This window comes from Variovorax sp. 3319, from assembly GCF_031456585.1.
Classification (GTDB): domain Bacteria; phylum Pseudomonadota; class Gammaproteobacteria; order Burkholderiales; family Burkholderiaceae_C; genus Variovorax; species Variovorax paradoxus_P.
Genome location: NZ_JAVDUZ010000004.1, coordinates 99,411 through 118,214 on the forward strand (window position 1 = coordinate 99,411; position 18,804 = coordinate 118,214).

Here is an 18,804-nt window from a genome sequence, read left to right on the forward strand (position 1 = left end):
ACCAGAAAGCCCCGTTTCATGGCACTGCCGGAACCTGTTGCGCCCGTTGTGCCCGTTGCGCCCATCGGGCGCCCCGCACCCGTCAGCTTCTGGCAGGCTTTCGCCTATTGGCTCAAGCTCGGCTTCATCAGTTTTGGCGGCCCCGCGGGGCAGATTGCGCTCATGCACCAGGAACTTGTGGAGCGCCGGCGGTGGATATCGGAAAAGCGCTTTCTGCATGCGCTCAACTACTGCATGCTCCTGCCCGGCCCTGAAGCGCAGCAGCTTGCCACCTATATCGGCTGGCTCATGCACCGCACCTGGGGCGGTCTTGCGGCGGGTGTGCTCTTCGTGCTGCCTTCGCTCTTCATCCTCATCGGGCTGTCGTGGGCCTACATGGCCTACGGCCAGGTGCCGGCGGTGGCGGGGCTGCTCTACGGCGTGAAGCCGGCGGTCACGGCGATCGTGCTGTTCGCCGCCTGGCGCATCGGCTCGCGGGTGCTCAAGAATGCGTGGCTTTGGGCGATTGCCGTTGCCGCTTTCGTGGCGATCTTTGCGCTGCAGCTGCCGTTTCCGCTGATCGTGCTGGGCGCGGGCGCCATCGGCTACGTCGGCAGCCGCCTCGCGCCGGCGTACTTCGCGCCCGGCGGCGGGCACGGCGCTGCTGCAGCCTCGGCCGGCCCGGCGCTGATCGACGACGACACGCCCACGCCGCAGCATGCACTGTTCACTTGGGGCCGCTTCGCGCGCGTGCTGGCGGTTTTCGTTCTGCTGTGGCTAGGTGCACTTGGTGCGCTCACGGCGCTGTACGGGTGGAGCGGGGCGCTCACGCAAATGGCCTGGTTCTTCACCAAGGCGGCGCTGCTTACTTTTGGCGGCGCCTATGCGGTGCTGCCCTATGTGTTCCAGGGCGCGGTCGACCACTACCACTGGCTTACGGCCACGCAGATGATCGACGGCCTCGCGCTCGGAGAAACCACACCCGGTCCCTTGATCATGGTGGTGTCGTTCGTGGGCTTTGTCGGTGCGTGGAGCCAGGCGCTGTTCGGCCCGGATGCGCTGGTTGCGGCGGGTGCTGCAGGGGCGACGGTGGCGACCTTTTTCACCTTCCTGCCGTCGTTCCTGTTCATTCTGCTGGGCGGCCCATTCATCGAGTCGACCCACGGCAACCTGAAATTCACCGCACCGCTGACTGCGATCACGGCGGCAGTGGTCGGCGTGATAGTCAACCTTGCGGTCTTCTTCGCCTACCACGTGCTTTGGCCGAAGGGCTTGTCAGGGCCCTTCGAGTTTCCCTCTGCCATCATCGGCGCGCTCGCGGCAATCGCGCTCTTTCGCTTCAAGGCTGGCGTGATTCCGGTGGTGCTTGCTTCGGCAGTGGCCGGCATGGCCTGGCAACTGCTTGTGCGCTGACCGCCGGCTCGCGTTTATTCCTCGACGAAGGCTTCTTCGCGCTTCGCCTTGATGGAGGGCAGCAGCACGATGCCCAGCAGCAGCGCCGCGGCGACCAGCAGGCCCGCCGACAGCGGCCGCGTGACGAACACGCTCCATGTGCCGCGCGACAGCAGCAACGCGCGCCGCAGGTTTTCTTCCATCATCGGCCCGAGAATGAAGCCCAGCAGCAACGGCGCGGGCTCGGTCCTGAGCTTGATGAACAGGTAGCCGATGAAGCCGAAGGCCGCCACCATCCAGATGTCGAAGGTATTGTTGTTGGTCGAGTACACGCCAATCGCGCAGAACAGCACGATGGCAGGAAACAGGAACTTGTAGGGCACCGTCAGCAGCTTGATCCACATGCCGATGAGCGGCAGGTTCAGTACGATCAGCATCGCGTTGCCAATCCACATCGAGGCAATAAGGCCCCAGAACAGCTCGGGGTTGCTGGTCATCACCTGCGGGCCCGGCTGGATGTTGTGGATGGTCATTGCGCCCACCATCAGCGCCATCACGGCATTGGGCGGAATGCCCAGCGTGAGCAGCGGAATGAAGGAGGTCTGCGCGCCGGCGTTGTTGGCCGACTCGGGCGATGCCACGCCGCGGATGTTGCCCTTGCCGAAGGCGATTTCGCCGGGGCGCATCTTGATCTTCTTCTCTAGCGCATAGGCCGCAAAAGCTGCCAGCAGTGCGCCACCACCCGGCAGGATGCCGAGCGCCGAACCCAGCGCCGTGCCGCGCAGCACCGCGGGCGTCATGCGCTTGAAGTCTTCCTTGGTGGGCCACAGGCCCTTCACCTTGTGCGTGAACACCTCGCGCTCGTCATCGGGCTGCGAGAGGTTGCCGATGATTTCGCCATAACCGAACACGCCCATGGCAATCACCACAAAGCCGATGCCGTCGGTGAGCTCGGGAATGTCGAAGCTGAAGCGCGCCACGCCCGAGTTCACGTCGGTACCGACGATGCCCAGCAGCAGGCCCAGCACGATCATGGCGACCGCCTTGAGCAGCGAACCGGAGGCGAGCACCACGGCGCCGATCAGGCCCAGGGTCATCAGCGAGAAGTATTCGGCCGGGCCGAACTTGAAGGCCAGCTCGGTCAGCGGCGGTGCAAAGGCAGCCAGGATGAGCGTGCCCACGCAGCCGGCAAAGAACGAGCCCAGGCCTGCTGCGGCAAGCGCGGGGCCTGCGCGGCCCTGCCTTGCCATCTGGTAGCCGTCGATACAGGTGACCACCGAGGACGACTCCCCAGGCAGGTTCACCAGGATTGCGGTGGTCGAGCCACCGTACTGGGCGCCGTAATAAATACCGGCCAGCATGATCAGCGCCGAAACCGGCGGCAGTGCATACGTGGCGGGCAGCAGCATTGCAATGGTTGCAACCGGGCCAATGCCGGGCAGCACGCCGATCAGCGTGCCCAGGATGCAGCCGACCAGGCAATACAGCAGGTTGGTAAACGTGAAGGCGACGCCGAAGCCGGTCGCCAGGTTGTGGAACAGTTCCATGGCGGTGTGCTCCTCAACCCGAAATGAAAGTAGGCCAGACCTGGATCTGGAGCTTCAGCGCCCAGATGAAGGCCACGTAGCTGCCGGCAGCCAGGATGGTGGACAGCACCAGCACGTCGCGCAGCTTGAAGTGTTCGCCGGCCATGCTCGAGATGATGGTGAGCGCATAGATCGCAACGATCATTCCCATGGCGGGCAGTCCGATGCTTGGCAACCCGCCCAGCAGCACGCCGAAAGCCAGGTTGGCACCCAGCACAAAGGCCAGCGGCTTCCAGGCCCATTTGCCAATCGGGTCTCCGCTGGCGGTTTCGACCACCAGTGCCTGGAACATGATTGCCGCGCCGAGCACGGCCAGCAAAATGCCCAGCATCAGCGGGAAGTAACCGGGGCCCATGCGGGCGCCGTCGCCGATGGTGTAGGTGGTGGCGCCGATGGCGAAGGCACCCCCCACGGCTGTGAACATGACTCCTGAAAAGAAGTCAGCCTGACTTTTTATACGCATTGTCTCGACCCTCTTGATTGGACCGGTGAGGGTCGTCGCCCGCGCCTGACCGTTGGCTGACCGACGCGGTAAGGACAAATGCGTACAAGGGTTCTCCAGGGGCCTGCAAAACGGGCCGGAGCAGAAACGAAAAAAGCTCCCGAAGGAGCTTTTTATTTGAGAGCGAGGTCTCGGGGGGAGGGCTTAGTAGCCGCCGCGACCACCGCCGCCGCCGCCGTAGCCACCGCCACCACCGCTGCGGCCACCGCCGCCACCACCGTAGCCGCCGCCGCCACCACCACCGCCGTAACCACCACCGCCGCCGCCGCCGTAGCCGCCGCCACCACCGGTGCGGGGGGGGCGAGCTTCCATCGGACGTGCTTCATTCACGGTCAGGGCACGGCCCTGGAGCGAATGGCCGTTCATGGCTTCAACGGCTGCCAGGGCTTCAGCGTCGGTGCCCATTTCCACGAAACCGAAGCCCTTGGAGCGGCCGGTGTCGCGTTCCATCATGACCTTGGCGCTGACGATCGAGCCGAACTCGCCGAAAGCCTGTTCCAGGTCGTTGTCACGCACAGAGTAGGCGAGGTTGCCTACGTAGAGTTTCTTGCCCATTGAGGGACTCCTAATTCAAACCAACAAGACAAAGCGATGGAGTCCCAGAATCACAACAAACAAATGCGCTGTGGCGCGAAACTGACCGATCACCGAATTACGTGCACGGGAGACAAGCTCACAGACACGTAGGCACGATTATCAATGCGATCTGGAAAAAGGGTGATGAAATTCGCTCTTATTACGAAACATCACGCCTTGGCGGGCGGTTTCGCAACGGTTCCAGAAGGCCGGAGAGCCCGTTGTGGTCTATTTCATGCATTAAATGGAGCAGCCGGCCGATTTCACCTGCGGGAAAACCCTCGCGTGCGAACCAATTCAGATAATTGCCGGGCAAATCGGCAATCAACGTGCCCTTGTGCTTGCCGAAAGGCATTTCGAGCGTCACGAGGCGCTGCAGGTCTTCGGGTTTCATGGGCTTCAGCCGCCGGCGCGCTTCACCACGTGGCCCTGCTTCGCAAGGGCCGCAATGACGAGTTCGCGGTGGTCGCCCTGGATCTCGATGATGCCGTCCTTCACCGTTCCTCCTGAGCCGCAGGCGGTCTTGAGCTGCTTGCCCACGGCCGCGAGCGCGGCCGCATCGAGCGCGAGGCCCTTGACCACCGTCACGCCCTTGCCTTTGCGGCCCTTGGTTTCGTGCGATACACGCACAATGCCGTCAGCGGCCGGAACGCGCGTCTTGAGTTCCTTGCAGCGGCACTGCGCCATGGGTGCGCGGCACTCGGGACACATCCGGCCCCCGGCTTCGGTGGAATACACCAGGGCGGTGGACTGATTGCTCTTCATCGTCATTCGGTCGATCTCTTCTTCTTCAACGCTTGCGTTTTCACTGTTTTCCGGTTCATCTCTCTCTGTCTGCTCACATGCCATTCGACTCACTGGGCCTGGCCCCCGCGCTCGTGCAGGCTGCCGCCGAAAGCGGCTATGCCGCGCCGACCGCCATCCAGGCTGCGGCCATTCCCGCAATTTTGAAAGGCCGCGACGTGCGGGGCTCGGCGCAGACCGGTTCCGGCAAGACCGCCGCATTTTCCCTGCCGCTGTTGCAGCGCCTCTCGGCCGAGCGCGCAGAGTCGCCACGCCGCGTGCGCGCGCTGGTGCTGGTGCCCACGCGTGAACTCGCCGCCCAGGTGGGCGAGACCATGCGCAGCCTGGCGCAGCACCTGCCCGAAAGGCTCAAGATTGCCGTCGCCTTCGGTGGCGTATCCATCAACCCGCAGATGATGAGCCTGCGCGGCGGCGCCGACATCGTGGTGGCCACGCCGGGCCGGCTGCTCGACCTTGTGGAGCACAACGCGCTCAAGCTCAACGCGGTTTCGATGCTGGTGCTCGACGAGGCCGACCGCTTGCTCGACCTCGGCTTTGCCGAAGAACTGGGCCGCATCGTCGCGCTGCTGCCTGCGCGGCGCCAGAACCTGCTTTTTTCTGCCACCTTCCCGCCCGCGATCCAGGCGCTGGCGGACGGCACGCTGCGCGACCCCGAGGTGATCGATGTGCAGGGCGAGCCCGGCACCGAGCCTGCCATCGTCCAGCGCGTGATCGAGGTCGACGCGAACCGCCGCACCCAGTTGCTGCGCCACCTGCTGAAAGAAAACGAGTGGGACCGCGTGCTGGTCTTCGTCGCCACGCAGCATGCGGCCCAGACCGTGGCCGAGAAGCTCTACAAGAACGGCGTGTACGCAGTGCCCTTTCATGGCGACATTGCGCAGGGCACGCGCACCGGCATCCTCGCGCAGTTCAAGGAGAGCCGCTGGGACGTGGTGATTGCCACCGACCTTGCCGCACGCGGCATCGACATTGCACAGCTGCCGGTCGTCATCAACTACGACCTGCCGCGCTCGCCCACCGACTACATCCATCGCATCGGACGCACAGGCCGCGCCGGGGAAAACGGGCTGGCCATCAGCTTTGTGAGCGCAGCGACCGAGGCGCACTTTCGGCTCATCGAAAAGCGCCAGGGCCTTCACCTCCCGCGCGAGCGCATCGAGGGTTTCGAGCCCACCGAAGCCGCCGTTCCGGTGGTCGACAACTCCGGCACGGGTGGCATCAAAGGCAAGCGGCCGAGCAAGAAGGACAAGCTGCGAGCGGCCAATGCGCTGGCTGCTGCCCGGCAGGGTGATAGCGATAGCGATAACGATAGCGACAGCGAGAAGAACGACTGAGCCTCGCGGCCTACAGCCAGCCCAGTTGCCGCGCGGCCAGTTCCTTCATGATTTCTTCGGCCCCGCCGCCGATCATCATCACCTTGACTTCGCGGTAGATGCGTTCGCTCACGGTGCCGCGCATGAAGCCCATGCCGCCCAGTATCTGCACGGCCTGGTCGGCGCAGAACTGCATGGTTTGCGTCGCGTGATTCTTGAGCATGCAAACGTTCGCAACCCACTCGGGCGCGTTGAAGCGGCCCGCGGCCTCGTGTGCATCGCCTTCTGCCGATACAGCCTCGAGCCACGCCTCGGTGGACGCGATGCGCATCTGCATGTCGACCAGCTTGTGGCGCACCGCCTGGTGCTCGATGAGCGCGACGCCGAAGCTCTTGCGCTCCTGCGACCACGCCAGCGCTTCGTCCAGGCAGGCTTGTGCAAACCCGAGGGCGCCCGCCGCCAGTCCGATGCGCTCGCCGTTGAAGTTGCCCATGATCATGCGAAAGCCCGAACCCTCGTTGCCGAGCAGATAGCGTGCGGGCACGCGCACGTTGTCGAAGTGAAGCTGCGCGGTGTCGGAGCACAGCCAACCCATCTTTGCGAGGCGGGTGCGCGTAAGGCCGGGTGAATCGCCGGGCACCAGCAGCATGGAGATGCCGCTGGCGCCGCGCGCATCGCAGGTGCGCACGGCCACCGTGATCCACTCGGCGCGCATGCCCGATGTGATGAAGGTCTTTTCGCCGTTCACCACGTAAGAGTCGCCGTCCCGGTGCGCCGTGGTGCGCAGTGCCGCCACGTCGGAGCCACCGCCGGGCTCGGTGATGGCCAGCGCAGAGATCTTCTCGCCGCGCAGCACCGGTGGCACCACTTCTCTGCGCACCGCCTCGTTCGCGTGCAGCACCACGGGCGGCAGGCCGATGTTGTGCGAGAACAGGCTTGCGAGCACGCCGCCGCTCTTGCCGTGGCGCGCGAGCGCAATCCACGCCGGCAGCCTGAGCGCATAAGAAGCCGGCGTGCCGCCCAGCGCTTCCGGGTAGCCAAGGCCCAGCAAGCCCAGTGCTGCCGCGCGTGCATACAGCGCAAGAGGAAACTCGCCCGCGTCTTCCCAGTCCTGGACGTTCGACGCGATCTCGCTTTCAGCAAAGCGCCTCACCGTGTCGGCAAGGGCTGCCCGGTCGGCTTGCAGTTCTGCATCCATGTCGGTGTTCAGCCGCGCGGCGGCCGCTTGGCGATGCCCATCGTCTTCGCGAGGATGCCGAGCATCACCTCGTCCGCGCCGCCCCCGATCGAGCCCAGGCGGCCGTCCCGGTAAAGGCGCGAAACGCGGTTCTCGAGCGTAAAGCCCATGCCGCCCCAGAACTGCAGGCAGGTGTCTGCCACCTGGCGCGTGAGCCGCCCGGTCTTGAGCTTGGCCATCGAGGCGAGTTCGAGCACGTCCTGGCCCTGCACATGCAGGTCGCAGGCGCGGTAAGTGAGGGCGCGCAGCGCCTCCACTTCGGTCTTGAGTTCGGCCAGCTTGAACTGAACCCATTGCTGGTCGGCCAGCGTGGCGCCGAACATCTTGCGCTCCTGCGCCCACTCGATGGTCTGCGCAATGCAGTCTTCCATCGGCTCGAGCGAGCTGGCGGCCGCCCAAAGCCGCTCTTCCTGGAATTGCTGCATCTGGTAGACAAAGCCTTGGCCCTCCTCCCCGATGCGGTATCGCTGCGGCACGCGAACGTTGTCGAAGTAGATGAGCCCCGTGTCGCTCGAGTGCATGCCGATCTTGCGGATCTTCTTTGCCTTCTCGATGCCCGGGCTGTCCATCGGCACCATCACCAGCGACTTGTTGCGATGAGGGCTGTAGCCCGCTGCACTTTGCCCGTCGCTGGTATTGACCAGCATGCACATCCAGTCGGCTTGCAGGCTGTTGGTGATCCACATCTTCTGGCCGCTGATGAGGTAGTCGCCGCCGTCCTTTCGCGCGTGGCTCTTCAGGCCCGCCACGTCGCTCCCGGCACCGGGCTCGCTCACGCCGATGCAGCCGACCACGTCGCCCGCAATGGCAGGTGCCAGGAACTCGCGCCGCAGTTCGTCGCTGCCAAAGCGGGCGAGCGCGGGCGTGCACATGTCCGTTTGCACGCCAATGGCCATTGGCACGCCGCCGCAGCTCACATGGCCCAGCGCCTCGGCCATGGCCATCGCATACGAATAGTCGAGCCCCGCGCCGCCGAAGGCTTCAGGCTTGTTCAGGCCCAGCATGCCGAGGTTGCCGAGTTTCTTGAAGACCTCGTGCGCAGGAAAGATCTCGGCGGCTTCCCATTCGTCGACGTGCGGGTTGATTTCTTCGTCGATGAAGCGGCGCAGCGTCTTCTGTATTTCGAGGTGCTCGTGGGTGTACTGCATGCGGTTGTCTCCAGTCAGTCGTTCGGTTCGTCGCCGTTCTTGAAGACACGCGGCGTGCGGGCGAGGTGAAAGCCGTCGAACGGGCGCACGGCCCGGCGCTGCTGCACCTGTGCATCAGGCAGCGTCATCGGCCAGCCCATGCGCACCTGAGGCCGCGCGCCGTCTACGCGCAGCACGCCGCCGCTGATGAAGCTTGCCGCAGGGCTCAACAGGAAGGCGATGGCGGCGGACGTCTCGGCCTCGTTGCCGAAGCGGCCCGCGGGCACCGTGTTGCGCATTGCGCGCAGCATGTCGCCCGCTTCGGGCGGGTAGTGGTCCATGCCGCTCGATGCGATGTAGCCCGGGGCCACCGCGTTCACGCGCACGCCGTTCGCGGCCCATTCGAGCGCGGCGGTTTCGGTAAAGCTCACCATGCCGGCGCGCGCCGCGCCGCTGTGGCCCATGTTGGGCATTGAGCCCCACATGTCGGCCACGATGTTGACGATGGCGCCGCCGTGCGCCTGCATGCTCTGCACAAAGCATTCGCGCGCCACGAGAAAGCCGCCCGTGAGGTTGGTGTGGATTACCGCCTCCCAACCCTTGGCCGAGATGGCTGCGAGCGGCGTGATGTATTGGCCGCCGGCGTTGTTGACCAGCCCGTCGACGCGCCCGTGTGCGGCGACGATGGCGGCTACCGCGCTGCGCACTGCATCTTCCTCGCGGATGTCGAAGGCCTGTGTGCTGGCCTTGCCGCCGTTGCCGGCGATCTCTTCTTTCACCGATTCGAGCTTCGCGGCATTGCGGCCGACCAGCACCACCTGCGCGCCGAGCGACGCGAGTTCGTGCGCCGTGCAGCGCCCGATGCCCGAGCCGCCACCGGTGACGACGATCACATGGCCAGCGAAGAGACCGGGCGAGAAAACGGACCGGTATCGGGATGAAGTGTTCATCGAGCGGCTTTCAACACATGTCGGCGCAGGAGTGGCATCGGTCAGGCATCGGAGATTTCGGCCACCACATGGCGGGCGGCCACTTGCGCGCCAACCGCCACATGCAGCGCGGCCAGGCGGCCGGCACGCGGCGCACAGTGCACATGTTCCATCTTCATGGCCTCCAGCGTGACGATCGGCTGGCCGGCGGCCACCGCATCGCCTTCAGCGGCCAGCAGCGCGATGACGCGGCCGTTCATGGAAGCGCGCAGCAACCCGTCGGCGGCAGCGGAGCCTTCCCGCGCGACGGCAACGTGGGTGAGGTTCTCAAGCTGAAAAGGCCGGCCGCCGTAGTGAAAGAAGAGGCGATTGGCCGAGTGGCGCACCGCCACCGCTTGTTCGGCCAAGCCATTGCAGGAGAAGCGCACCTGGCCTTCGCCCGGCAGCGCAAGCAACTCCATGCGCACTGGCGGCTGGTCGGCAATGGCAATGTCGAACCGGCCCGCACCCAGCGGCTGCACGCGCGCTGCGCAGGTCGCGCCATCGAGCGCAAAGCGCAATGCGTTCGGTAGCCGATGGGCGAGCGGCGACGGCCAGCCGTGCTCTCCCAGCTGGAGCAACAGCGCAGCGAGCAGCGTCGCGCGTTTTTCGGCCTCGGCATCGGGCGCGAGCAGGCCATCGAGTTGTTCGGCGATGAAGGCGGTAGTCGCTGCGCCGCTTGCGAACACCGGGTGCGCCAGCATGCGCTGCAGAAACTGCTGGTTCGTGCCAACGCCCAGCGCCACTGTGTCTTGCAGCCCCGCGAGCAGCCGTTGCCGGGCTTCGTCGCGCGTGCGGCCGTGCGCCACCAGCTTGGCAATCATCGAATCGTAGAAGGGCGGCACCAGAGCGCCGTCGCGCAGCGCGTGTTCGGTTCGCAGTGCGGGCGCGGGCCGCCACATTGCGAGCGCGCCGCTTTGCGGCAGGAAGCCTTGCTGCGGTTCTTCGGCGCACAGGCGCACTTCCATCGCGTGGCCGCTCAAGCGCACGTCTTGTTGCCTGACCGGAAGCGGCTCGCCTGCCGCCACTCGCAGCTGCAGCTCGACAAGGTCGAGCCCGGTCACCGCCTCGGTCACCGGATGCTCCACCTGCAGCCGCGTGTTCATTTCCATGAACCAGTAGTGGCCGTCGGCGTCGAGCAAAAACTCCAGCGTGCCCGCGCCTTCGTAGCCAATGGCCCTGGCGGCCGCCACCGCCGTTGCGCCCATGCGCTCGCGCAGCGCCGCCGACACGGCCGGCGAGGGCGATTCCTCGATCACCTTCTGATGCCGTCGCTGTACCGAGCAGTCGCGTTCGCCCAGGTGAATGACGTTGCCGTGCCGGTCGGCGAACACCTGGATCTCGATGTGGCGCGGCGCCTGGATGGCGCGCTCCAATATCACGGCCTCGTCACCGAAGGCATTGAGCGCTTCGGACTTTGCGCTTTGCAACAGTCCGGCAAAGGCCGCAGCCGATGGCGCGAGGCGCATGCCGCGTCCGCCGCCGCCGGCGGTTGCCTTGATCATCACGGGCCAGCCGATTCGTGCGGCTTCGGCGGCAAGGGTGGCCGGGCTCTGGTCTTCTCCCTCATAGCCAGGAATGCACGGCACGCCCGCCGCCTGCATCAATCGTTTGGCGCCTGCCTTGTCGCCCATCGCGCGAATGGCTTGGGGAGTGGGGCCGATGAAGACAAGGCCCGCATCGCGGCAAGCCTGCGCGAAGGCGGCGTTCTCGGCCAGAAAGCCGTAGCCCGGATGCACGGCTTGCGCACCGCTCGCAAGCGCGGCATCGACGATGGCGGCAATGTTCAGGTAGCTTTGCGCGGGCAGCGACTCGCCGATCCATACAGACTGGTCGGCCTGGCGCACATGTTCTGCATCGGCGTCGGCGGTCGAATACGCAGCCACGGTACGGCAGCCCATGGCGCGCGCGGTGCGCATTACGCGGACGGCGATCTCGCCGCGGTTGGCTACCAGGATCTTGCTGAAGCTCATGGACGTGCCACCGAAAACTGCATGGCCTGCGGCACGCGCGCATCCGCATCGCGGCACACGGCAAGCACTTCGGCAAGCACCGCCCGTGTGTCGCGCGGGTCGATCACGCCGTCGTCGAGCAGCAGCGCGCTGGTGGTGAACACGCTCATCTGGCGATCGAAGCGCTCGACGATCTGCCGCTGCATTGCGTCGATTTTTTCACGGTCGACCGAACCTTTCCTGGCCATGCCCGCTTCCATCACCATGGCCATGGTTTGCGCCGCCTGATCGCCGCCCATGACGGCGGTGCGCGCGTTGGGCCACGAAAAGCAGAAGCGCGGCGCGAAGCCGCGGCCGCACATGCCGTAGTTGCCAGCGCCGTAGGAGGCGCCGCAATGGAAGGTGATCTGCGGCACCGTGGCGCTGGTCACCGCCTGGATCATCTTGGCGCCGTGCTTGATGATGCCGGCCTCTTCGTGTGCGCGGCCCACCATGTAGCCGGTGATGTTCTGCAGGTACACGATGGGCGTGCACGACTGGCAGCAGGCCTGAATGAAGTGCGTCGCCTTGGTGGCGCCGTCCGAGTCGATGGGCCCGTTGTTGGTGATAACGCCCACGGCGTGGCCTTCGAGCCGCATGTGGCCGCACACGGTGGCACTGCCGTAGTGCTCGCTGAACTCCAGAAACTCCGAGCCGTCGGCAATGCGCGCAATTACCTCGCGCATGTCGACAGGCCGCCGCCCGTCGCCCGGCATGATGCCGAGCAGTTCGTCGGCCTCGTAGAGCGGCATTGCAAACTTGCGCGGGGCTTGGTCGCGCGCCCAGTCGATGCTGCCCAGAATGGATCGCGCGATGCGAATGGCGTCGCGGTCGTCTTCGGCCAGGTAGTCGCCAAGGCCCGAGATATGCGTGTGCATCACGGCGCCGCCCAGTTCTTCTTCGGTGGCAATTTCGCCGGTGGCCGCCTTGAGCAGCGGCGGGCCTGCGAGGAACGCGCGGGTGCGGTCGCGCACCATCACGATGTAGTCGGAAAGCCCCGTCTGGTAGGCACCGCCCGCGGTCGAAGAGCCGTGCGTCACCGTCACCACCGGGAGCCCCGCGGCCGAAAGCCGCGCGAGGTTGCGGAAGATGCCGCCGCCACGCACGAAATCCTGCACGCGGTATTGCATGAGATTGGCGCCCGCGCTTTCCACCAGCTGCACGTAGGGCAGCTTGTTTTCGAGCGCGATCTCCTGCATGCGCAGTTGCTTGTCCAGGCCCATGGGCTGCAGCGCGCCGGCGTCGATGCCGGAGTCGGATGCACTCACCATGCACCGCACACCAGAGACGCGGCCGATACCCGCGATTACCCCGCCGCCGGGCACGCTCTTGCCGAGGTCTTCGGTGTCGTGGCCAAGGCCGGCAAGAGATGCCAGCGGCAAGAATGGCGCGCCAGTGTCGAGCAGCAGCGCAAGGCGTTCGCGCGGCAGCAGCTGTCCGCGCCTGGCAAAGCGCTCGGCCGAGGCATTCGACGCCGCCGCGGAGCGCGCCTCGTGCGATCGCACCTCGGCGAGTAGCGCCAGCATGCCGGCGCGGTGGGCCTGGAAGGATTCGCTGGCCGCGTGCAGCCGGGATTCGATGGCGGGCATGAAGAAGGAGTCAGTGCAGATTGCTTTCGCTCTGCACCGACTCTAGGACGCCCATGCGCGTCCGGCTTGCGCCAATTAGCTGGTGCGAACCCGGCGCGGAGCAACCGGGGCGTCCAGGCTGGTGCCCGTGATCACCCAGTAGATGACGATCAGCACCGCACGGTCATGGCAACGACCACCGAGAGCCCGATGCACGTCCTTAAACGTCACCGCTGCGGCCGAATTCGGTAGATCGCATTGTTCAGGTCGGCCGAGACGTAGATGCTCCCGTCGCTGCCCACGGCCACGCCGGTCACCACGTAGGGCGGTGGCAGGCCGGGTCCCGGAGCCAAGCCGATCGGCAGGTTTTCCGCCACAGTGCGGCGCGAGCCGTTGGCAGGGTCGATCTCGACCAGCCGGCGCGCCGCGCTTTCGGCCACGATGAAGCTGCCCCAAGGTGTTTGCGCCACTCCTTCGGGCAACGCCAGGCCCTCTGCAATTGCGCGCAGCGGCGCGCTCGCATCGAGCGGAATGCGGACCAGCTTGCCCGCTGCCTCGGTCACGTAAAGGGCGCCGTCCTGACCGATGATCATTTGCACCGGGCCGCTCAGGCCGCTGGCGAGCACTTGCTTGTCGGCAAACTTCGCGCCGCGCGCACGCGTGATGGTGCCGGTTGCGATTTCGGCATAGATCACGCTGCCGTCGGCCATGGGCAGGGCGTCGAAAGGGGCCTTCAACCCGTGAATGGTCTCGACGGTTCGCAGCGTCTGGCGGTCGACCAACTGCACCGTGCCGGTAAACCATGAGGTCAGCGCAAAGAGATTGCCCGAGACCCCGATGGCAAAGGGATAGTCGAGATCCGGATCGCGCTGCATCCGGAAAACGTCGCGCACTTCGCCGGTGCGCACATCCACCTGGCGGAACCCGAACACATCGGCCACCCAGAGCGTGTGCCCGTCGATCTTGAGGCCCGCGGGCGTGGCGAGCTTGCCGCTGGTGAGCGTGCGCAGCGCACCCGTTGCCGGATCGAAGGCCTGCACCTCGTTGTTCGCCATGTTCGACACGTAGATGGTGCCGTCCGGCGTGTCGCGTGCAATGGCAAGGTTGTCGAGCGACGGGCGCAACTGCTTCGCTACGGTCTTGCGGCCGGTGGTCAAATCTACCCGCACCAGTTCGCCGCTGCGCGCATCGACTACCCAGAGGTTGCCCTTGCCGTCGAGGTTGGCCGCGGCGGGAATCTTGAAGCCGTCGGCAATCACGGTCATGTGGCCGTTGGCCGGATCGATCTTCACGACCTGGCCCTTGAACCACAGCGGTCCGTAGAGCATGCCGTCCGGCCCGACCTCGAAGCCGTTGAAGCCTCCCATGTCCTTCCTGATGAGCCGCGGCGGCTTCTGGCCTTCGCGGTCGATCTCCCAGAGCGCATCGCCAAGGAACACCTGCGAGGCGTAGAGCTTGTTGTTGCGGCGGTCGAAGTCGAGCGAATTGAGGCCGGGCAGGTCTTTGGCGAGCACGCGCATCGGTGCGCCCTCGCTCTCGCGGTAGCGCAGCATGCCCATGAGGTAGTTGGTCCACGCCAGCTCGCCCTTGGGACCGACCGCAATGTCGTCGGCCTGGCCCTCGGGGGCTCCGATCAGCACCTTGGCCGCGCCGGTGGTGCGGTCTACCTCCCAGAGCGTGTTGCCGAGCACCGAGCCGGCGAGCAGCCGGCCCTTCTGGTCGATGGCAAGGCCGTGCACTCCGGAGAAGGAGGACGGCGGCACCAGCGCCTCGGGAGCGGCCCATGAAGCCGGCCGCGTGGCAGGGGGCGGTGCGACGGTGCTGCAGGCGCCCAGCAGGGCGAGCGTGGCGGTCAGCGCGGCGGCGGCGCGCAACAGGCGACGGGGCATGCCTTCTCCTTCTTGTGGATGCGCGTGCAGTCTAGAAGGAGGAGGGGGATGCGGCGCAGTCTCTACTGCGACATGTGCCGCGACATGCAGACTTTCTTCCGCTGTGGATTACCCGCGCAGCAGCTGCGTTGCCGTGTGGATCAACAGCCCCACCAGCCCGCCCACCAGCGTGCCGTTGATGCGGATGAACTGCAGGTCGCGGCCTATGTTGCGCTCGAGCTCCACGGTCATTTCGTCCGCATTCCACTCGGCAACCCGCTCCTCGATGTAGCGGCGGATGTCCTCGCGGTAGCGTTCGATGGCCAGCGGCGCGGCGGCTTCGATCTGCTCGTTGATCCAGTGGCGAATTGCTTCGTCCCCCTGCAGCCGCGCGCCCAGTGCGCCCGCGAGCGACGCGATGCGCAGGCGAATGGTCGAGTCGCGCCGGCCGAGGTCGTCATGCAGCCACGCCAGCAGTTCGCCCCACAGCCCGTGCAGGTAGTCGCCCAGGGCGGGGTGGGCCATCAGTTCGGCGCGGATCTGTTCGCCGCGCTGCTGGAACTCGGGGTCGAGCTTCAGCCGCACCACGAAGTCATCCACAAAGTGATCGAAGCGCTTGCGCATCGGGTGGCCCGGCTCGGCCGCCAGCTCGGCAATGGTGCGCGCCACGGCCGCGACGATCTTGCGCGTGGCAAGCTTGGCGGCCACCTGGTCCAGCCCCACGTAGCGCAGCGTTTTTATCTCGCGCGCAATGGCTTCGGTAATGTGGGCCTGAACCTCTTCGCCTTCGAGCAGGCCGGCCACCTGCTGCAGCACGTCGTCGAGCAGCGCCTGGTGGCGCCCGCCCGCGGTGAGTGCATCCAGCGCCTGGCCGGTCAGGCGCGAGAGGTCGATCTTCTCCAGGCCCGCGGCCGCGGCACGGCCCATGAAGGCGCGAACGCGCTCGTCGTCGAATGCCGAGAGGCCGTAGCGCGTGGCGGCCACGCCCCATTCGCCGAGCTTTTCACCGCTCGCCGGGCGGGCCAGCCAGTCGGCGACGCGGCCGGCCGCGTCGAACTCCCGCAGCTTGGCGAGTACCTGTTCGGTGCCGAGAAAGTTGTTGCAGATGAAGCCGGCCAGCTTGGCGCCGATACGGTCCTTGTTGCTCGGGATGATGGCTGTGTGCGGAATCGGCAGACCCAGCGGATGGCGGAAGAGCGCCACCACCGCAAACCAGTCTGCAATGGCGCCGACCATCGCGGCCTCTGCAAAGGCGGCCACGTAGCCCCAGGCCGGATGCTGCCCATGCAGCGCGCTGGCCAGCGCATAGAGCAGCGCCGCGGCGCACAGCAGGCCGAGCGCGACGCGCTTCATGCGTTGCAGCGCGCCGCTGCCGTGTTGGTCTTCAGCCAATGGTGGGCGCGGCCGCAAGGCGTTCCATGAACAGTTCGCAGCGCGCCAGTTGCTCCAGGCTCACGAACTCGTCGGGCTGGTGGGCCTGGTTGATGCTGCCCGGGCCGCACACCACGGTGGGGATGCCGGCGTTCTTGAAAAGGCCCGCTTCGGTGCCGAAGGCCACCAGCGTGGTGCGGTCTTCGCCCGCCAGGCGCTGGGCCAGCAGCGTGACCGGGTCATTCGCCGCGCCAAGGAAGCTGGGGATCTCGCAAATGGTTTCGAACTTGAAGCCCGCATCCGGCGCCACCTTCTTCATTGCGGGCTCGATGCTCGCTGCATAGGCCAGCACGTCGGCCTGCATGCGTTTGGCATCGGCCGTGGGAAGGTCGCGAAATTCATAGCGGAACTCGGCATCGCGCGGCACCACGTTGTCGGCAATGCCGCCGTGGAACTGGCCCACGCTCGCGGTGCTGAAGGGCACGTCGAAGCCTTCGTAGCGCGGCTCGCTGCGCTCGAAGCCCTCGGCCATGTCGCGCACCTTGCCGACCACGCGCGCAGCCATCTCGATGGCATTGACCGAATGCGGCGTGAGCGACGAATGCGCCTCCTTGCCGCGCACGCAGCATTTGTAGCGGTACACGCCCTTGTGCGCGATGGCCGGCACCATGCTGGTGGGCTCGCCTACGATGCAGGCAAGCGGCTTGATGTTGGCGTCGCGCATGTCGGCAATGAGTTCCTTCACGCCGAAGCAGCCGATTTCTTCTTCATAGCTGAAGGCGAAGTGCACCGCAAAAGGCGAGTCGCTTTCCAGGAAGCGCCTGGCGTTGGACAACGCGATGGCAATGAAGCTCTTCATGTCCGCCGAGCCGCGGCCGTAGAGGCGCTCGTTCTGCACCACGGCCGAGAGCGGGTCGACGCTCCATTCCTGCCCGTCCCAGGGCACCGTGTCGGTGTGGCCCGAAACGATGACGCCGGCCGGCTTGCCTTCGCCGAGGGTGGCGAACAGGTTCGCCTTGGTGCGCTCGGCGTTGTAGGTGATGCGGCTTTTTACGCCGAGTGAGGCCAGGTGGCTCTGGGCAAGGTCGATCAGTTCGAGGTTGCTGTTTGCGCTGATGGTGTTCATGCGCACGAGCGCCTGGGCCAGCGCGAGGCTTTGAGGGGAAAGCGTATGGAGCATGCAACACATTGTCCAAGAAGTCGGCGCCGCGCGCCGCGCTTGCCGGTGCTGTCATGCGAAGCGGGTACCCTGCGCCTCTTTGGATGGAGAAAAAGACGATGCGCAACCTTCAGCTGGCTCTTACGGCAACCGCCGCCCTCTGCCTTGCCGCCTGCGGTACCACCGGCCCCGCCGGCTCGTCCGGAAAGCTGCTCACGCTCGACGGCCAGCCGCCATTGGTTATTGCGCACCGCGGCGCCTCGGGCTACTTGCCCGAGCAGACGCTCGAAGCCTACGCCCGGGCCATCGAACTGGGTGCCGACGTGATCGAGATGGACCTGGTCTCCACCAAGGACGGCGTGCTCATCGCCCGCCACGACCCCAACCTGGCGATCAGCACCGACGTGGCCAGGCACCCGCGCTTTGCCTCGCGCAAGAAGACCATCAAGGTCGACGGTGAAACCCAGACCGGCTGGTTCAGCAACGACTTCACGCTGGCCGAGATCAAGATGCTGGGCGGCATTTCGACCGACGCCGAGCGGCCGCAGGAGTTCAACGGCAAGTTCAAGATCGTCACCTTCCAGGAGATCATCGACTTTGCCAAGGCCAAGTCGAAGGAAACCGGCCGCACCATCGCGATCTACCCCGAGACCAAGAACCCGACCTACTTTCGCGACCTGGGCCTGCCGATGGAAGACAAGGTCGTTGCCGCCATCAACGCCGCCGGCTGGAACAGCAAGACCGCGCCCATCTACGTGCAGTCGTTCGAGCCCGGCAGCCTCAAGTACATGAAGAGCAAGGGCCTGAACACCCGGCTCATCCAGCTGATCGATGGCGACGGCATCGACATGAAGACCGGTGCCATGACCTACGCCGTGCCGGTCGACCGGCCCTACGAATGGACCAAGGCGGGCGACAAGCGCAACTTCGACGTGATGGTCACGCCTGCGGGCCTCGCCGAAATCAAGACCTACGCCGACGGCATCGGCCCGTGGAAGCGCTACATCGTGAGCATCAAGGGCACCATCGGCGCCGACGGCAAGCCGGTGGACGTCAACAAGGACGGCAAGGTCAACGATGCCGACGCCACCTCGATGGCGCCGACCACGCTGGTTGCCGATGCCCACAAGGCGGGGCTGTTCGTGCACCCGTTCACCTTCCGCAACGAGTCGCGCCGCTTGGCCGCCGACTACGGCAGCAGCGGCAAGAACGAGTACGCGATCTATTACAAGCTGGGCGTGGACGGCGTCTTTACCGACTTCACCGACACGGCGATTGCCGCGCGCGCCGACTACCTCAAGAGCATCGGCCGCTGAAGCTAGCCCGGCACGGTCTTTGCGGTGGCGAGCCGCAAAGTCTAGAC

16 protein-coding genes are annotated in these 18,804 nt (G+C 65.9%); 3 read left to right on the forward strand and 13 right to left on the reverse strand.

What is annotated here, in order from left to right; translation table 11 throughout:
• Window positions 1-18: 18 nt before the first annotated feature.
• Entirely contained in the window at window positions 19-1,392 is a 1,374-nt protein-coding gene (gene chrA, locus J2X67_RS10085) for a chromate efflux transporter (RefSeq protein WP_309952697.1), read from the forward strand.
• Between the two features lie 14 nt (window positions 1,393-1,406).
• Here chrA and J2X67_RS10090 read toward each other — a convergent pair whose 3' ends face one another.
• The 5 genes from J2X67_RS10090 to J2X67_RS10110 all read right to left on the reverse strand — a co-directional run bounded on the left by J2X67_RS10090 (window position 1,407) and on the right by J2X67_RS10110 (window position 4,800).
• Window positions 1,407-2,918, reverse strand: a complete 1,512-nt coding sequence (locus J2X67_RS10090; RefSeq protein WP_309952699.1) for a tripartite tricarboxylate transporter permease — start codon at window positions 2,916-2,918, stop codon at window positions 1,407-1,409.
• A gap of 13 nt (window positions 2,919-2,931) precedes the next feature.
• Window positions 2,932-3,420 (reverse strand): tripartite tricarboxylate transporter TctB family protein, encoded by a 489-nt coding sequence (locus tag J2X67_RS10095; RefSeq protein ID WP_309952700.1) that lies wholly within the window; start codon window positions 3,418-3,420, stop codon window positions 2,932-2,934.
• Between the two features lie 183 nt (window positions 3,421-3,603).
• On the reverse strand, window positions 3,604-4,014 hold the full coding sequence (locus J2X67_RS10100; RefSeq protein ID WP_192323417.1) for an RNA-binding protein: 411 nt from the start codon (window positions 4,012-4,014) through the stop codon (window positions 3,604-3,606).
• Between the two features lie 181 nt (window positions 4,015-4,195).
• Window positions 4,196-4,429 (reverse strand): DUF3820 family protein, encoded by a 234-nt coding sequence (locus J2X67_RS10105; protein ID WP_157611531.1) that lies wholly within the window; start codon window positions 4,427-4,429, stop codon window positions 4,196-4,198.
• A gap of 5 nt (window positions 4,430-4,434) precedes the next feature.
• The gene (locus J2X67_RS10110; protein ID WP_309953082.1) at window positions 4,435-4,800 is read right to left on the reverse strand and encodes a translation initiation factor Sui1; all 366 of its coding nucleotides are present in this window, start codon (window positions 4,798-4,800) and stop codon (window positions 4,435-4,437) included.
• A gap of 77 nt (window positions 4,801-4,877) precedes the next feature.
• Between J2X67_RS10110 and J2X67_RS10115 the strand changes: the two genes are divergently transcribed.
• Window positions 4,878-6,173, forward strand: coding sequence for a DEAD/DEAH box helicase (locus J2X67_RS10115; protein ID WP_309952705.1), 1,296 nt, complete (start codon window positions 4,878-4,880; stop codon window positions 6,171-6,173).
• A 10-nt stretch (window positions 6,174-6,183) separates the two neighbouring features.
• Here J2X67_RS10115 and J2X67_RS10120 read toward each other — a convergent pair whose 3' ends face one another.
• From J2X67_RS10120 to argE, 8 genes are all read right to left on the reverse strand, one after another.
• Window positions 6,184-7,350 (reverse strand): acyl-CoA dehydrogenase family protein, encoded by a 1,167-nt coding sequence (locus J2X67_RS10120; protein WP_309952707.1) that lies wholly within the window; start codon window positions 7,348-7,350, stop codon window positions 6,184-6,186.
• A gap of 8 nt (window positions 7,351-7,358) precedes the next feature.
• Window positions 7,359-8,537 carry an acyl-CoA dehydrogenase family protein gene (locus tag J2X67_RS10125; protein WP_309952709.1) on the reverse strand — a complete coding sequence of 393 codons (1,179 nt, stop codon included), beginning with the start codon at window positions 8,535-8,537 and terminating at the stop codon, window positions 7,359-7,361.
• A 14-nt stretch (window positions 8,538-8,551) separates the two neighbouring features.
• Complete coding sequence (locus J2X67_RS10130) at window positions 8,552-9,466, reverse strand: SDR family oxidoreductase (protein WP_309952711.1); 915 nt, start codon at window positions 9,464-9,466, stop codon at window positions 8,552-8,554.
• A gap of 41 nt (window positions 9,467-9,507) precedes the next feature.
• The gene (locus J2X67_RS10135; RefSeq protein WP_309952713.1) at window positions 9,508-11,457 is read right to left on the reverse strand and encodes an acetyl-CoA carboxylase biotin carboxylase subunit; all 1,950 of its coding nucleotides are present in this window, start codon (window positions 11,455-11,457) and stop codon (window positions 9,508-9,510) included.
• Complete coding sequence (locus J2X67_RS10140; RefSeq protein ID WP_309952715.1) at window positions 11,454-13,064, reverse strand: carboxyl transferase domain-containing protein; 1,611 nt, start codon at window positions 13,062-13,064, stop codon at window positions 11,454-11,456. The genes J2X67_RS10135 and J2X67_RS10140 overlap by 4 nt, the downstream gene beginning before the upstream one ends.
• A gap of 206 nt (window positions 13,065-13,270) precedes the next feature.
• Complete coding sequence (locus tag J2X67_RS10145; protein WP_309952717.1) at window positions 13,271-14,932, reverse strand: hypothetical protein; 1,662 nt, start codon at window positions 14,930-14,932, stop codon at window positions 13,271-13,273.
• A 108-nt stretch (window positions 14,933-15,040) separates the two neighbouring features.
• Window positions 15,041-16,303 (reverse strand): DUF445 domain-containing protein, encoded by a 1,263-nt coding sequence (locus J2X67_RS10150; protein WP_309952718.1) that lies wholly within the window; start codon window positions 16,301-16,303, stop codon window positions 15,041-15,043.
• Window positions 16,296-17,462, reverse strand: a complete 1,167-nt coding sequence (gene argE / locus J2X67_RS10155; protein WP_309952720.1) for an acetylornithine deacetylase — start codon at window positions 17,460-17,462, stop codon at window positions 16,296-16,298. Before argE ends, J2X67_RS10150 begins: the two co-directional genes overlap by 8 nt.
• Before the next feature lie 98 nt (window positions 17,463-17,560).
• Here argE and J2X67_RS10160 point away from each other — a divergent pair, with 98 nt between their 5' ends.
• The gene (locus tag J2X67_RS10160) at window positions 17,561-18,757 is read left to right on the forward strand and encodes a glycerophosphodiester phosphodiesterase (protein WP_309952722.1); all 1,197 of its coding nucleotides are present in this window, start codon (window positions 17,561-17,563) and stop codon (window positions 18,755-18,757) included.
• Window positions 18,758-18,804: the final 47 nt, after the last annotated feature.